Origin of the sequence: Caballeronia sp. J97, assembly GCF_905220305.1 — a bacterium.
In the GTDB taxonomy this organism is placed as follows: Bacteria; Pseudomonadota; Gammaproteobacteria; order Burkholderiales; family Burkholderiaceae; genus Caballeronia.
The window spans coordinates 16,652-31,073 of sequence record NZ_CAJMZL010000018.1; the positions used below are offsets into that span (position 1 = coordinate 16,652).

Here is a 14,422-nt window from a genome sequence, read left to right on the forward strand (position 1 = left end):
CCACGATCGCTCTGGCCGCTGGCTGCCGGTGCTGCTTTGCATCGCCTGCCCGATAACGCCACTTGCTCAGACGACGCCCATCGCGCCTTCGAGCGCACGGACCATCGCGACGAGCCGCGGCCCGATCTCGCCTTCCAGTTGCCCGTCTCTCAGCAGATAGGAAGGCACGCCGCAGTTGAAGACCAGAATCTCGCCGTCCGCGGCGGGCTTCATGGGCACCGCCACGGCATGCACTTCGCGGCGCAAGTCGCCGAACGAGGCGCAAAAGCCGCGTTCATGAAAATAGTCGATGCCGCTCATCACGCGCTCGCGGAAGGTCTCCCACTCATCGGGCGTCTTGACGGAAATTTCGTTCAGCACCGCCTCGCGCCGGTCGCGCGGCATGGCCGCGAGCAGCGCGCGGCCCATCGCCGTGCGCACGATCGGGTAACTCAGCCCGATGTCGGCGGGCAATCCGAGCGGCGTCACGCTGCGGCTGCTTTCCAGGTACACCACGTTCAGCCGGTCGCGCATGCCGAGCGACACCGAGCCGCGCACCTGATTGGCCAGTTCGCGCATGGACGGCCGCGCGATCTGCCGGACCATCAGGCTCGCGAGCAACGGATAGCCCAGCGAGAGCACCGCCGAGCCGAGCTGAAACTTGTTGTTGAGCCGGTTCACGCGCAGATAGCCGAGCCGCGTGAGCGTGTAGGTGAAACGCGAGATGGTCGCCTTGGTCATGCCGGTGCGCGCCGCCAGTTCCGCGTTGCCCAGTTGCGACTCGCGCGGCGTGAAGCATTGCAGGATATCGAGCCCGCGAGCCAGCGTGGTGGCGAACTGGCGATCGCCTTCGAAATCCTCCGGCACGTAGCGCACCTTCGAATCTGCGTAGTCGCTCGCAGGTGGCTCGGTTCCAGTCGGATGTCGCGAAGTCATAGGGTTTCTCCTCACATTTCTGGTCATTTTGCGTAAAACGTTCCGCATATCCAAACTCTGTTCAGCATAGTCGAACAAGCGATCGCCTGTCTTCGAACCTGACCGATAGTGTCCTCACATATCGATCAATCAGGCGGAGACAGGCATGACCCAGACCGACCCGGCATTCGATGCCATGCTTTCAGGAGTCGCACGATTCGTCCGCGAAGAGGCGATCCCGCGCGAAAACGAAGTCGAAAAGACCAATGAAGTGCCGCCCGATCTCGTCGAGCGCATGCGCGAGCTCGGCTATTTCGGCTGGAGCATCCCGCGCGAATACGGCGGTTCCGGCTTCACGACGGAGCAGCTCGTGCGCGGCGCGATCGAACTCTCGCAGGCGTCGGTCGCGTTTCGCGCGCGGGTCGGCACGAACACGGGCATCGGCTCGGAAGCGCTCGTCGCCGACGGCACGCCCGAGCAGAAGCGCCGCTATCTGCCCGGCCTCGCGGCGGGCGCGATCACGGGCGCCTTCGCGCTCACCGAACCCGGCGCAGGTTCAGATGCCACCGCGCTCTCGACCGTTGCACGCCGCGAAGGCGACGAGTACGTTCTCGACGGCAGCAAGTGCTTCATCACGAACGCGCCCATTGCCGACCTGTTCACGGTGCTGGCGCGCACGGACCCGTCGAAGCCGGGCGCCTCCGGCATTTCGGCGTTCCTCGTCGAACGTTCGATGCCGGGCCTCTCCACGAGCGAGCCCTACGAAAAGATGGGGCAGTCGGGCTCGCCGGTCGGCGACGTCCATTTGCGCGGCTGCCGCGTGCCGGCCGCGAACCTCATCGGCGGGATGGAAGGGCAAGGTTTCCGCACGGCGATGAAGGTGCTCAACAAGCAGCGCATCCATCTCGCGGCGCTCTGCACCGGACCGGCCGTTCGCATGCTGGAAGAAGCCGTCGCCTACACGATGCAGCGCGAGCAGTTCGGCAGGCCCGTTGCGGAGTTTCAACTGATTCAGGCGCTGATCGCCGAATCGCAGACGGAGATATTCGCCGCCCGCTCGATGATCCTCGCCGCCGCGCGCAAACGCGACGCCGGCCACGACGTCACGATGGAAGCGTCAATGTGCAAGATGTTCGCATCGGAGATGTGCGGCCGGGTCGCGGACCGCTCGGTGCAAATGCTCGGCGGACGCGGCTATCTCTCGGGCAATGCCGTCGAGCGCTTCTATCGCGACGTGCGCGCCTTTCGCATCTATGAGGGCACGACGCAGATCCATCAGTTGAACATCGCGAAGATCACGCTGCGGCGCGCAGCGGAGATGAAGGCACGACGCGTCGCCGGCGAAGCCGCCTGCGCCGCATGAGGTTCGCCATGAATACTGCTTCCACACTTCGCCTCGACGCGCTCGTGAATCCGCGCTCGATCGCAATCGTCGGCGCATCGGTCGATGGGACGTCGATCAGCGGCCAGCCCATGCGCTTTCTCACGCAGCACGGGTATCGCGGCGCGCTTTACCCGGTCAATCCGAAATACCGCGAGATTGCGGGCGTCGCGTGTTACGACAGCATCGCCGCATTGCCGGAGACGCCCGACCTCGCGCTCATCCTCGTGGCCGCGCGGCGCGTGCCGCAGATGCTGCGTGAATGCGGCGAGCGCGGCATCCGTCATGCGATCGTCTATGGCTCGGGGTTCGCGGAGAGCGGCGCGGCGGGCGCGGCGCTGCAACGCGAGTGCGCGGAGATCGCGCGCGCGCATCGCATGCGTGTGATCGGCCCCAACTGCCAGGGCATGGTGAGCACGGCAAGCCGCGTCTACGCGGGATTCGGCGCGCCGTTCGGCGTCGGGTATCGCAGCGGCACGCTCTCGCTGATCTCGCAGAGCGGCGGCTTCGGCTGTGCGCTCCTGCTCGCGGCCGACGAACTCGGCATCGGGTTGCGGCACTTCATCACCACCGGCAACGAGGCCGATGTGAGCCTGCTCGAACTCGTCGACGCCTGCATCGACGATCCGGGGACATCGCTCGTCGCCGCGTATATCGAAGGCCTGAAAGATGCGCGGCGGCTCGTCGACGTGGCCCGGCGCGCACTCGATGCGGGTAAGCCGATTCTCGCCTGGAAGGTCGGCAACACCGTGGACGGCGCGCGGGCCGCGGCCTCGCATACGGCGAATCTCGGCGGCGCGTCGGCGCTCTATCGCACCGCGTTCCGCCAGGCGGGCGTGATCGAGGTGAGCGACGTGGCCGATCTCGGCGACTACGCGAACGCCTTCGGCATGGCGCGGCTGCCGCGCGGCGAGCGCGTCGCCGTGGTGACGCTTTCGGGTGGCGCGGGCATTCTCGCGACCGATGTCTGCGCTCAGAACGGCATGTCGACGCCGCCGCTCGCGCCGGAGACGATCGAACGTCTCGTGCCGCTCGTGCCGGCATTCGCGTCGCTGAACAATCCGGTCGATCTGACCGCCGGCATTCTCGCCGACCCGCGCATCTTCGCGGATACGCTGCAGATCATTGCCGACGATCCGAACATCGATGCGGTCACGATCATGGCCGCGGCGGCGAGCGGCGAAGTCGCGCGCGCGATGGCGGACGCGATCGCGCGGGTGTTCGCCGCCACCGACAAGCCGATGATGGTCGCCTGGAACGCGCGCCGCGACATGGCGCGCGAAGCGTACGCGTTGCTGGAGGAAGCGAAGGTGCCGCTGTTCCCGACACCGGTGCGCTGCGCCCGCGCGCTCGCGGCGTTGTCGCTCCACGCACGCGCCCGGCGCGCGCGTGCGCAATCGCGCCTCGCGAAGCCGCTCGCGCCGCGCCACGCGCCGCACGCGCGGACGCTCATCGAACGAGGCCAGGGCGATCTCACCGAGCACGCGGCGCAAGGGCTGCTGCGCGCGTACGGCATCGATACGCCGAAAAGCGTGCTCGTGCGCGACCGCGATCACGCGCCTGAAGCCGCGCATGCGATCGGCTTTCCGCTGGTCGTCAAGGTTCAGTCGCCGGACATCGCGCACAAGACCGAAGCCGGCGCGGTGCGCACCGGCATCCGCGACGCGGCCACGCTCGCCCAGGCCTGCGATGAAATCCTCGCGAACGCGCGCCGTCACGCGCCCGGCGCGCGCATCGACGGCGTGTTGCTGCAGGAGGAGATACGCGATGCGGTGGAGATCATCGTCGGGATCGAGAACGATCCGTCGTTCGGTCCGGCCGTCATGTGCGGGCTCGGCGGCATCTATGCCGAAGTGCTCAAGGACGTCACGTTCCGCCTCGCGCCCGTCACGCACGACGAAGCGCACGCGATGATCCGCGAGCTGCGCGCCCACGCGATTCTCACGGGCGCGCGCGGCAAACCCGCCGCGGACATCGATGCGCTCGCCGGGACCCTCGTCGCGCTCTCGCAGATGGCGCTCGACCTGCAGACGAGCCTCAAGGAACTCGACATCAACCCGCTGTTCGTGCTGCCACAGGGCCAGGGGGTGCGCGCGGGCGACGCGCTCGCGCGCGCCATCGCGCTGCCGCCTTCGCCGGAAGGGGTTCACGAAACCGGCTATTGCGAAAGCACCGTGATGGACGGATAGTGAGGCCACGCCTCGCCTTCTCAGGACGCGCCCGCAGCGGGCGCGCGCCATCGATCCAGGCCTTTTTTCGCGAGACGATCAGACCATGAACAGCCCTGCCGCACCCGAGCGCTCCGCCGCCGATGTCGAGCGGACCTACCGGAAGATCTTCTTCCGGCTGATTCCCCTGCTCTTTCTTTGTTATGTCGTGAGCTATGTCGACCGCGTCAACATCAGCTTCGCGAAGCTGCAGTTCATGCACGACCTCGGCTTCTCCGAGGCGACCTACGGCCTCGGCGCCGGACTGTTCTTCGTCGGATACGTGCTGTTCGAGGTGCCGAGCAATCTGCTGATGCAGCGCATCGGCGCGCGCCGCACGCTGTTGCGCATCATGGTGGCGTGGGGCGTGGTGTCGAGCCTCATGATGTTCGTGCGCACGCCCACGCAGTTCTACGCGATGCGCCTTCTGCTCGGCGTGACGGAAGCCGGGTTCTTTCCCGGCATCATTTTCTACCTCGCCTGCTGGTTTCCGAGCGAGCGCCGCGCCCGCGTCACCGCCTTCTTCATGATGGCGACCGCGGTGGCCGGCATCGTGGGCGGCCCCGTATCGGGCTTCATCATGACGCGCCTCGCGGGCGTGGCCGGTCTTCCTGGATGGCAATGGCTGTTCCTGCTCGAAGGCGTGCCGGCGGTGCTGCTCGGCTTCGTCGTGTATTTCACGCTCGGCGATGCGCCGTCGCAGGTGCGCTGGCTCAGCGATTCCGAGAAAGCGCTCGTGCAGGAGGATCTGCTCGCGGAAGAAAAAACGAAACACACCGGTCATCTCGACGGGTTGCGCGGCGCGCTCGGCAATCCGCGCGTCTATCTGGCGGCGCTGGTGTATTTCGCCGTGATGATGCCGTTCAACGCCATCGGCTTCTGGGCGCCGACCGTGATTCGCGACCTGGGCGTCGCCAGCCTGCTCGATGTCGGCCTGCTTACCGCGCTCGTCTTCGTCGCGGCCGCGCTCGGCACGTATGTGGTCGGCTCGCATTCGGACCGCACGATGGAGCGCCGCTGGCATATCGCCGTCAGCGGCGCGGTCACGGCGCTTGCCTTCGCGCTGCTGCCGGTGGTGGGCAGCAACGTGCCGCTGGGCGTCGGTCTGCTCGCGCTCGCGGCGGCCGCGTCCTATGGCGGCTTCGTCGTCTTCTGGACCATTCCGCAGACGTTCCTCTCTCGCTCCTCGGTGGCTGGCGGTATCGCGATGATCACCAGTCTCGGCGGAACGGGCGGCTTCGTGAGTCCGGCGTTCGTCGGATGGGTCAAGAGCCGGACAGGCAGTGCCGAATACGGCCTGATCGGACTCGGCATCGTGCTGCTCATCGGCGTTGCGCTTTTGCTCGTGGCGTTTCCGAATCACCGGGGCCAATCCGAATCCGCCAACCGTTCCGATCGCGTTCCTGCCTGAACGGCGGCCGCCCGCGCACGTCGGCCTTGCGTCGTGGTCAGTCAGTGCGACGCAAGCCGATACTCGCCCCGGGTCGCCGTCGCAATTTGCTCGGTGATCGCAAGGAACCTCGCCATGTCGCCCGGTCCGTGGCACTGCAATGGCGACACACGCACGGCGCCATCGAGATCGAACGATTCATGAACTAGTGCACGTTTTCATCGAGCACGAGCAGGTTGTCGTGCGAAAAGCCGAGGGCCACGGGCTGCCCTCGTTCGGGCAGGATTCGATTGGGATCGTTGAATACGTCGAGGGAAACGACCGCATTGCCGACCCGTGCGCGAATACGCACCACGGCACCGAGGAAGCTGATTTGTTCGACGGTCGCCGCGAGCGAATTCCGGCCGCCCGAAGGCGGCTCCAGAAGGATCGCCTCGGGACGCAGCGCCAGCAGGCGCTCCTTGCCGGCATCATCGGGCGGCAACGGCCGCGATGTCACCAGTTCCTGACCGTGCACCGCGATGCGCCCAGTCCCGGGATCGATCACACGGCCAGTGAGAACGTTGAGCGTTCCCACAAAGGACGCGACAAAACGCGTGCGCGGAAAGTTGTAGATATCGAGCGGCGTACCGACTTGCTCGACGCGGCCGTCGTTCATCACGACGATACGGTCGGAGATCGACAGCGCCTCTTCCTGATCGTGCGTGACGAAGATCGATGTAATGCCGAGCTCGCGCTGCAACGCCCGAATGTCCTCGCGCAGCGACACGCGAATTTTTGCATCGAGCGCGGAAAGCGGTTCGTCGAGCAACAACACCTGTGGCTTGCTCGCAAGCGCCCGCGCCAGAGCCACGCGCTGTTGCTGTCCGCCGGACAATTGCCAGGGATAGCGCGCGGCGAGATGCGGCAGCTTGATGAGTTCGAGCATCTCGGCCACGCGCGCATCCATCTCCTTTTGCGAGCGCTTCGCCACCTTCAATGCGAAGCCGATGTTCTGTGCCACCGTCATGTTCGGAAACAGCGCATACGACTGGAACACCATGCCGACGGCGCGATCGCGCGTGCGCACGCGCGTGACGTCGCGCCCGCCGAGACGGATCGTGCCGCGCGTGGGCGTCTCGAATCCTGCGATCATGCGCAGCACCGTGGTCTTCCCGCAGCCGGACGGCCCGAGAAAGGTGATGAATTCTCCCTGCTCGATCTTCATGTCGAAGCGATGCAGCGCGACGTTCGGCCCGAACGCTTTATGAAGGTCGTCGATCTCGAGAAATGGCATGGGTCGCGGCCTCGTCGGCTCAGGTTTTATGGCCGGCCAGCGCGCGCGCCGATCCGAACACCTGGATCAGGCCCATCGATGCCCACGTGACGATGAAGGCGATGATCGCCAGCGCGGAGGGCTCGTAAGCGCGATTTGCGCCGATCAGTTGCAGGTAAGGCCCGAACGCCGGGCGATCCAGCAGGCTCGCGATCGTGAATTCGCCGATCACGACGGCAAACGTCAGGAACGCGCCGGACAGAATCCCCGAGCGCACGTTCGGGAAGATCACGCGAAAAAGAATCGTCGTCCAGCCCGCACCGAGACACTCGGCGGCCTCGGTGAGCGAGCGGATGTCCACGGCGCGCATGCCCGCATCGACGGCGCGGTACATGTAGGGCAGCGACAGCGTGACATAGCCGAACACGAGCAGCAGATCGGTCGCGCGCTCGTTGCTCGTGAGCGGCAGGATCGAACTGCTGTTATAGATGCGCAGGTAGCCGAAGACGATCACGATGGCCGGTATCACGAGCGGCAGCAAGGTGATGAACTCGACGACGGGCCGCAGCCTGGGCAAGCGCAGTTGCACCCAATACGCGGTGGGCACGACGAGCAGCACGCCGATCACGATGGTGAGCAAGCCCATCAAAACCGAATAGCCGAACGAGGCCTGGAAATGGGGATCGCCGAGAACGACGCGATACGCTTCGAAGCTGTATTCGCCGCGACGCATGCGCAGGCTGAATTCGAAGGTCGCGGCGAGCGGAATCAGGAAGTACAGGGTGCCGACGATCATCGCGATCCAGGCGCCGGCGCGCGATTGCGCTTTCATCGGCGTCCCCTTTCGGCGCGCGCCCGCAACCAGATGTAGCCGCCGTTCGACAGTCCCGTCACCACGATCATGCCGAGCGCGAGCGCGTAACCGAGGTTCTGGTTATGCAGCACGTCGCCGCGAATCTGCGCGTACAGCAGGATCGGAACGATGTTGAGCGAGCTGCCGGTCAACGCGTAGGCCGTGGCCACCGCGCCGAACGCGTTGGCGAACAGCAGCAGGGTCGCGCCGAGCAGACTCGGCCAGAGGACCGGCAAGCCGACGTATCGCCAGTATTGCGCCGCCGTGCCGCCGAGGCAGTCGCACGCTTCGCGCCATTCGCGCTTCAGACCGTCGAGCGCGGGCGTGATGATGAGCACCATCAACGGAATCTGGAAGTACAGGTAGGTGATGGTCAGCCCGAGGAAGCTGAGAATGCTGAATCCGGTGGAATACAGATTGAAGCCGAGGTATTTGCGCGCCAGCACGGTCACGAGGCCCACGCGCCCCAATGTGCAGATGAACGCAAACGCGAGCGGCACGCCCGCGAAGTTGGACGCGACGCCGGAAAAGGTCATCAACGTCGGACGAATCCACGGGGGCAGCCGGCCGTGCACCGCGGCCCAGGCGAGCAGCGCGCCGAAGATCGCCCCGCCGGCGGCGGACGCCACGCTGACCTTCACGCTGATCCAGTAGGCATCGAGCACGGCGGGCTGGAAGAGTTCGCGAAGATTCGCGAGCGTGAAGTGCCCCTGCGCATCCTGAAACGCGCCGATCATCAGAAAAGCCGTGGGCAGCAACAGAAACAGCAGCGCGAAAGCAAAGAACGGCGCGACGCCCGCATAGGTCAGCCAGCCCGCGCCACCGCCTGCGCGCGTGGGGCCGGACTGCGGCGCGGGCGTGACCGGCGTCAGGAGATCCGGGCCGGGCGCGCCTGGCTGCGGCGATGCGCTCATCCCTGCGGTCTCGCGCGGCTACTTGACGTTCGCGCCGACGACCTGATCCCAACCCTTGGTCACGGCCTCTTTCGTGGCGTTTTGCTGATCGAGTGTCGGGAAGACGGCGTTGCCGTAAGCCGAAGCCGGCGGCAGCTTCGCGAGCAGCGCCTGCGGCACCTTCTTCTGTGCGACGAGCTCGTTATAGCGCATCGGATGACAGTAGCCGGCGAGCCAGCCGAGTTGCCCTTCGTCGGAGTAAAGGAATTCCATCCACAGCTTCGCGGCGTTCGGATGAGGCGCATAGGCGCTGATCGCCTGCACATAGACGCCCGCGACCACGCCTGTCTTCGGCACGATCACCTGCACTTTCGGATTGCCTTTGAGCGTGTCCCGATCGGCAAGCGCGTTGTAATCCCAGCGCACGATGATCGGCGTCGTGCCCTGTGCGAGCGATGCGGCCTTGCCGATCACCGGCACGAAATTGCCGCTCTTGTTCAGATCGGCGAAAAACTTCAGGCCCGCCTGGTCGGCCTTGGTCGCATCGCCCTTGCTTTGCGAAAGGCCCGCCGCATACACCGCCTGAATGGCCTGATTGGCGGAGCGCGGGTCGCCCGCGAGCGAGACCGCGTTGCGATAGTCCGATTTGAGCAGATCGCCCCAGTCGGCCGGCGCCTTGTCGATCATGTCCGCATTGACTTCGAACGCGAGCACGCCGTAATAGTCGCCGTACCAGTAGCCTTCTGCATCCTTGGACGCAGCCGGGATCGAATCCCACGTCGATACCTTGTAAGGCTGCAACAAGCCTTCCTTCTTCGCGGACGGACCGAACGACAGGCCGACATCGATCACATCGGGCGCTTGCGGTCCCTTGTTGCCTTTGTTCGCCTTGATGGCTTCGATCTCGTCGCCCGAACCTGCATCGGGATTGAGTTCGTTGACGTGGATGCCGTACTTGGTCTGGAACGCCGCGATCAGCGCGCCATATCCGCACCAGTCATGCGGCAGTGCAATCGTCGTCAACTGCCCTTCCTGTTTGGCGGCGGCCACGAGCGCGTCGGACGGCGCAGCCGACGCCGGAACGATGCCGCCCCCCGTCAGTCCCGCAGCCGCGCAGAGACAAAGGACACGGCCCATCCAGCTACGCTTCATCGTCATCGCTGCTCCCGTCAGGAAGGTAGTGCGTCGAAGAGATCCGCCGATTGCTGATGCAGGCTAGATTCAAATCCTCAAATTTGCAAGCTGCCAAAAACGTATGACTATGGCTTTTGTCGGATGCTTGCGCAGGCGTGCGTCATGCGACACGCCCGCCGTTCGCAGGCATACATCCGACGCAGGTTCGGCGCGCTATGGCGCCTGAACCGGCCTTACGCCATCGTGAGGCGCGAGACTTCCCGGCACCCTGCTCCCGTCACGGCCTCGGCGCCCGAGCCACTGCGCGATTTCGCCGACGATGCCGCGTCGAAACAGCAGCACGCAGGCGACGAACATGACGCCGGTTACGATGCTGACCGATTCGCCCAGATCCTGGAACCACGCGATATGCGTAAGCTCCGCGAGCCACGTGCCGAACGCGGCGAGCTTCGTCTCCAGACCGACGACGATCACCGCGCCCACCGCCGGCCCGAGGCGCGTGCCGAGGCCGCCGAGCAGCGTCATGAGAATGACGGTGCCCGACATCGTCCAGTGCACGTCGGACAGCGTCGCGAAGCCGAGCACGAGCGTCTTCATCGCACCGGCGAGACCCGCGCACGCAGCCGACATGACGAACGCCAGCAGCTTGAAGCGATCGACGTCGTAGCCCAGCGAAATCGTGCGCGCCTCGTTTTCCTTCAATGCGCCGAGAATCCGTCCGAACGGCGAATCGATCACGCGGCCGATGAACGCGAACGCGATCGCACTGATGATTAGCATGACGTAGTAAATAGCGAGATCGTCGTCGAGCGAGAGCACACCGAACAGCCGCCCGCGCGGCACGCCCTGCATGCCATCCTCGCCACCCGTGAACGGCGCTTGGACGCAGAAGAAATAGACCATCTGCGCGAGCGCGAGCGTGACCATCGCGAAGTAGATGCCTTTGCGGCGTATCGCCAGCAACCCCATCACGAAGCCGAGCGCCGCGCCGACGCCCGCGCCGAGCAGCAACGCGATTTCCGGCGGCAAGCCGTGATCGCGCACCGCGCTGCCCGCGACGTAGGCCGCCACCCCGAAGAACGCCGCATGACCGAACGACAGCAGACCGACATAGCCGAGCAGCAGATTCAGCGAGGTGGCGAACAGCGCGAAACACATCAGTTTCATCAGAAAGACCGGATACGCACCCACCCACGGCGCGGCCGCGAGCACGGCCAATACGGCGAAGAATGCAAAGCGGTTATGCATGAGACACCTCACTTCGATTGACCGAACAGCCCGGCGGGACGCACGAGCAGAACCAGCGCCATGACGGCGAACACGACCGTCGCGGACGCTTCCGGATAGAACAGCTTCGTCAGGCTTTCGAGCACGCCGAGGGCCAGGCTCGTCAGCACCGATCCGGCGATCGAACCCATCCCGCCGATCACCACGATCGCGAACACGGTGATGATCATGCTCTGCCCCATCAGCGGCGACACCTGCATGACCGGCGCGGCGAGCACGCCCGCGAAGGCGGCGATCGCGACGCCGAAGCCGTAACTCAGCGAGACCATGCGCGGCACATCGACGCCGAACGCCGCGACGAGCCGCGGATTCTCAGTCGCCGCGCGCAGCAGCGCGCCGAGTTGCGTGCGCTCGATCGCCCACCACGCCGCTGCGCAGACCGCGAGCGACGCGACCACGACCCATGCGCGATACGCCGGCAGCATCATGAAGCCGAGGTCGACGGCGCGCGCAAGGCTGTCGGGCGCGGCGTAGGACATGCCCGAGACGCCATAGACGGAACGCGACGTTCCTTCGAAGATCAGCGTGACGCCGAGCGTAAGCAAGAGACCGTAAAGATGATCGAGCTTGTAGAGCCGACGCAGCATCGAACGCTCCACCAGCATGCCGAGCGCACCCACGGCCATCGGCGCGATGACGAGCATCAGCCAGTAGTCGAAGCCGAAATAGTTCGTGCCCATCCAGGCGAACAGCGCGCCGAGCATGAAGAACGCGCCGTGCGTGAAATTGATCACGTTCAACAGGCCGAAGATGAGCGACAGTCCAAGACTCAGCACGGCATAGAAGCAGCCGTTCATCAGTCCGAGCACGAGCTGACCCGATACCGCCTGCGGCGGCATACCGAAGATTTCCATGACGTTGGCTCCGATCAGATATTGAGCAGCGCGTGCAGCGTGGCCGTTTTTTCCGCAAGACGGGCCGACTCGAAGGCATCGACGATGCGACCGTGCTCCATCACGTAGAAGCGATCGGCGAGCGGCGCGGCGAAGCGGAAGTTCTGCTCGACGAGCAAAATCGTGAAGCCGCGCGCTTTGAGCAGCCGGATGACGCGCGCTAGTGTCTGCACGATCACGGGCGCGAGCCCTTCGGAGATTTCATCGAGCAGAAGCAGACTGGCGCCGGTGCGAAGAATGCGCGCGATCGCCAGCATCTGCTGCTCGCCGCCCGACAGCCGCGTGCCCTGACTGGCGCGACGCTCGGCGAGGTTCGGGAACATTGCGTAGATATCTTCGAGCGACATCGGCGTGCCTTTCGCATCGTGCAGACGCGGCGGCAGCATCAGATTCTCCTCGCACGACAGCCCCGCGAAGATGCCGCGCTCCTCCGGGCAATATCCGACGCCGAGGCGCGCCACGCCCTGCGGCTCCATGCCGATCGTCTCCCGGCCGTCGATGCGGACCGAACCAATGCGGCGACCGGTGAGTCCCATGATCGCCTTGAGCGTCGTGCTGCGGCCCGAGCCGTTGCGCCCGAGCAGCGTGACCACTTCGCCGCGAGCCGCACGAAGATCCACGCCGTGCAGGATGTGAGATTCGCCGTACCACGCTTCGAGGCCCGTGACCCGAAGTGCGTCTTCGCATGCCACGGCGACGTTGCCCTCGTGATGCAGGTCGTCAATGTGCGGACGATTCATTCTCGGTCCCCATGTATGCTTCCCTCACTTGCGGGTTCGCGGAGACGGACGCGTAATCGCCTTCCGCCAGAATCTCGCCGCGCTGAAGCACGGTGATCGTGTCCGCGATGCTCGACACCATCTTCATGTTGTGCTCGACCATCAGGATCGTCCGTCCGTTCGATACGCGCTCGATGAGCGCGGTCACGCGATCGACATCTTCATGTCCCATGCCTTGCGTCGGCTCGTCGAGCAGCATGAGCACAGGGTCCATCGCGAGCGTCGTCGCGATTTCGAGCGCGCGCTTATGGCCGTATGACAACTCGGCGGTTTTCAGATCGGCGTAGGCGGCGAGGCCGACTTCATCGAGCAGTTCGAGTGCGCGCTCGCGCAGGCGTGCGAGCAACGCGCCGCTTTGCCAAAACCTGAACGACACGCGCAGCGGCCGCTGCAACGCGATGGTCACGTTCTCGACGGGCGTCAGATGCGCAAACACCGCCGAGATCTGGAACGAACGGATCACGCCTCGTCGTGCGATCGCCGCGGGCGCGGCACGCGTGATCTCGCGGCCATCGAAGAAAATCTGTCCCGCGCTCGGCGTGAGGAACTTCGTCAACAGGTTGAAGCAGGTGGTCTTGCCGGCGCCGTTCGGTCCGATCAACGCGTGGATCGTGCCTCGCCGCACGCGCAAATCGATGCCGTTGACGGCCGTGAAGCCGTTGAATTGCCGGGTCAAACCTTTTGTCTCCAGAATCATGTCTGCATGCGTCATCGCGGCTCTCCTTGCCAGATTCGATGCGGGATTCGTTATTGCGATCGCATCAGCCGACCACCGGCAATGTCTCGATCGCATACGCGTGCCGCAACGTGCGCCCGAGAACCGGGTCTTCGAGCACGGTCTCGAAGCGCTGCGCCGGACGAATGCCGCCGATGGCCGCGAGCGTGCCGCACAGCATCGCGGTGCCGTCGACGAACTCGCCGCCGCGTTGCGCGAACTGGTCGAGCAGGTCTTGCGGCGAGCGCATCGCGGTCACCTTGCCTTCCTGATAAAGCACGCGCTCGCCGTCGATCGTCGCGTAGGAACGCAGCAGCAACGCGTCCCAGTGACCGGCAACTTCGCTCAGGCGCCATAGCGTGTTCGCGCATGGCTTGTCGCACATCTGCTTCGACACGGTGATGCCGTACGCCTCGACCTGTCGATCCGTGTGATCCGATGCAACGCCGACATACGTCTCGCCGCCGTCCTTCACCAGCACGAACTCGGCTTCGCCGCTGCTTTCTTCGCCCGTGACCTGCATCGACGAAGCCGGACCCAGGCGATCCGCCGCGACGCGATAGAACACCGGTGTATACGCGGGCCGCTTGATGCCCAGTTCTTCGAGCTCGCGGATATGCTTCTCCATGGCTTCGGTGTCGCGTCCCGTCCAGCCCGCGATGACGAGCGTGTCGATTGAAATGGCGCGCTCGATGCTGCCGGCGCGATCCTCGATGGTGAATGTGATGGCTTTCATGTCTG

Annotated in this window: 13 protein-coding genes; 3 read left to right on the forward strand and 10 right to left on the reverse strand. The window is 65.2% G+C overall.

What is annotated here, in order from left to right:
- Positions 1–66: 66 nt before the first annotated feature.
- On the reverse strand, positions 67–915 hold the full coding sequence (locus tag U4Y90_RS21825; RefSeq protein ID WP_321797643.1) for an IclR family transcriptional regulator: 849 nt from the start codon (positions 913–915) through the stop codon (positions 67–69).
- A 145-nt stretch (positions 916–1,060) separates the two neighbouring features.
- On the opposite strand from U4Y90_RS21825, the gene U4Y90_RS21830 reads away from it, so the two are divergent.
- The 3 genes from U4Y90_RS21830 to U4Y90_RS21840 all read left to right on the forward strand — a co-directional run bounded on the left by U4Y90_RS21830 (position 1,061) and on the right by U4Y90_RS21840 (position 5,893).
- The gene (locus tag U4Y90_RS21830; RefSeq protein ID WP_321797645.1) at positions 1,061–2,257 is read left to right on the forward strand and encodes an acyl-CoA dehydrogenase family protein; all 1,197 of its coding nucleotides are present in this window, start codon (positions 1,061–1,063) and stop codon (positions 2,255–2,257) included.
- A gap of 8 nt (positions 2,258–2,265) precedes the next feature.
- On the forward strand, positions 2,266–4,464 hold the full coding sequence (locus tag U4Y90_RS21835) for an acetate--CoA ligase family protein (protein ID WP_321797647.1): 2,199 nt from the start codon (positions 2,266–2,268) through the stop codon (positions 4,462–4,464).
- Positions 4,465–4,549: 85 nt separating this feature from the next.
- The gene (locus U4Y90_RS21840) at positions 4,550–5,893 is read left to right on the forward strand and encodes an MFS transporter (protein ID WP_321797648.1); all 1,344 of its coding nucleotides are present in this window, start codon (positions 4,550–4,552) and stop codon (positions 5,891–5,893) included.
- Between the two features lie 184 nt (positions 5,894–6,077).
- Here the strand turns inward: U4Y90_RS21840 and U4Y90_RS21845 are convergent, their stop codons facing one another.
- From U4Y90_RS21845 to U4Y90_RS21885, 9 genes are all read right to left on the reverse strand, one after another.
- The gene (locus tag U4Y90_RS21845) at positions 6,078–7,148 is read right to left on the reverse strand and encodes an ABC transporter ATP-binding protein (RefSeq protein WP_321797649.1); all 1,071 of its coding nucleotides are present in this window, start codon (positions 7,146–7,148) and stop codon (positions 6,078–6,080) included.
- Between the two features lie 19 nt (positions 7,149–7,167).
- Entirely contained in the window at positions 7,168–7,959 is a 792-nt protein-coding gene (locus tag U4Y90_RS21850; protein WP_321797650.1) for an ABC transporter permease, read from the reverse strand.
- Positions 7,956–8,894, reverse strand: a complete 939-nt coding sequence (locus U4Y90_RS21855) for an ABC transporter permease subunit (protein ID WP_321797651.1) — start codon at positions 8,892–8,894, stop codon at positions 7,956–7,958. The genes U4Y90_RS21850 and U4Y90_RS21855 overlap by 4 nt, the downstream gene beginning before the upstream one ends.
- A gap of 18 nt (positions 8,895–8,912) precedes the next feature.
- Positions 8,913–10,031 (reverse strand): ABC transporter substrate-binding protein, encoded by a 1,119-nt coding sequence (locus tag U4Y90_RS21860; RefSeq protein WP_321797653.1) that lies wholly within the window; start codon positions 10,029–10,031, stop codon positions 8,913–8,915.
- A 189-nt stretch (positions 10,032–10,220) separates the two neighbouring features.
- Positions 10,221–11,255 carry a branched-chain amino acid ABC transporter permease gene (locus U4Y90_RS21865; protein ID WP_321797655.1) on the reverse strand — a complete coding sequence of 345 codons (1,035 nt, stop codon included), beginning with the start codon at positions 11,253–11,255 and terminating at the stop codon, positions 10,221–10,223.
- An 8-nt stretch (positions 11,256–11,263) separates the two neighbouring features.
- Positions 11,264–12,148 carry a branched-chain amino acid ABC transporter permease gene (locus U4Y90_RS21870; RefSeq protein ID WP_321797658.1) on the reverse strand — a complete coding sequence of 295 codons (885 nt, stop codon included), beginning with the start codon at positions 12,146–12,148 and terminating at the stop codon, positions 11,264–11,266.
- 14 nt (positions 12,149–12,162) lie between these two features.
- Positions 12,163–12,927 carry an ABC transporter ATP-binding protein gene (locus U4Y90_RS21875; RefSeq protein ID WP_321797659.1) on the reverse strand — a complete coding sequence of 255 codons (765 nt, stop codon included), beginning with the start codon at positions 12,925–12,927 and terminating at the stop codon, positions 12,163–12,165.
- On the reverse strand, positions 12,908–13,678 hold the full coding sequence (locus U4Y90_RS21880; protein ID WP_321797661.1) for an ABC transporter ATP-binding protein: 771 nt from the start codon (positions 13,676–13,678) through the stop codon (positions 12,908–12,910). Before U4Y90_RS21880 ends, U4Y90_RS21875 begins: the two co-directional genes overlap by 20 nt.
- Before the next feature lie 49 nt (positions 13,679–13,727).
- On the reverse strand, positions 13,728–14,417 hold the full coding sequence (locus U4Y90_RS21885) for a DUF2848 domain-containing protein (RefSeq protein WP_321797663.1): 690 nt from the start codon (positions 14,415–14,417) through the stop codon (positions 13,728–13,730).
- Between the last annotated feature and the right edge of the window lie 5 nt (positions 14,418–14,422).

Coding starts and splice junctions, on each gene's coding strand:
- U4Y90_RS21860 (WP_321797653.1), bottom strand. CDS start 10,031: ATGACGATGAAGCGTAGCTGGATGGGCCGTGTCCTTTGTCTCTGCGCG.
- U4Y90_RS21830 (WP_321797645.1), top strand. CDS start 1,061: ATGACCCAGACCGACCCGGCATTCGATGCCATGCTTTCAGGAGTCGCA.
- U4Y90_RS21875 (WP_321797659.1), bottom strand. CDS start 12,927: ATGAATCGTCCGCACATTGACGACCTGCATCACGAGGGCAACGTCGCC.
- U4Y90_RS21870 (WP_321797658.1), bottom strand. CDS start 12,148: ATGGAAATCTTCGGTATGCCGCCGCAGGCGGTATCGGGTCAGCTCGTG.
- U4Y90_RS21835 (WP_321797647.1), top strand. CDS start 2,266: ATGAATACTGCTTCCACACTTCGCCTCGACGCGCTCGTGAATCCGCGC.
- U4Y90_RS21840 (WP_321797648.1), top strand. CDS start 4,550: ATGAACAGCCCTGCCGCACCCGAGCGCTCCGCCGCCGATGTCGAGCGG.
- U4Y90_RS21885 (WP_321797663.1), bottom strand. CDS start 14,417: ATGAAAGCCATCACATTCACCATCGAGGATCGCGCCGGCAGCATCGAG.
- U4Y90_RS21855 (WP_321797651.1), bottom strand. CDS start 8,894: ATGAGCGCATCGCCGCAGCCAGGCGCGCCCGGCCCGGATCTCCTGACG.
- U4Y90_RS21865 (WP_321797655.1), bottom strand. CDS start 11,255: ATGCATAACCGCTTTGCATTCTTCGCCGTATTGGCCGTGCTCGCGGCC.
- U4Y90_RS21850 (WP_321797650.1), bottom strand. CDS start 7,959: ATGAAAGCGCAATCGCGCGCCGGCGCCTGGATCGCGATGATCGTCGGC.
- U4Y90_RS21825 (WP_321797643.1), bottom strand. CDS start 915: ATGACTTCGCGACATCCGACTGGAACCGAGCCACCTGCGAGCGACTAC.
- U4Y90_RS21845 (WP_321797649.1), bottom strand. CDS start 7,148: ATGCCATTTCTCGAGATCGACGACCTTCATAAAGCGTTCGGGCCGAAC.
- U4Y90_RS21880 (WP_321797661.1), bottom strand. CDS start 13,678: ATGACGCATGCAGACATGATTCTGGAGACAAAAGGTTTGACCCGGCAA.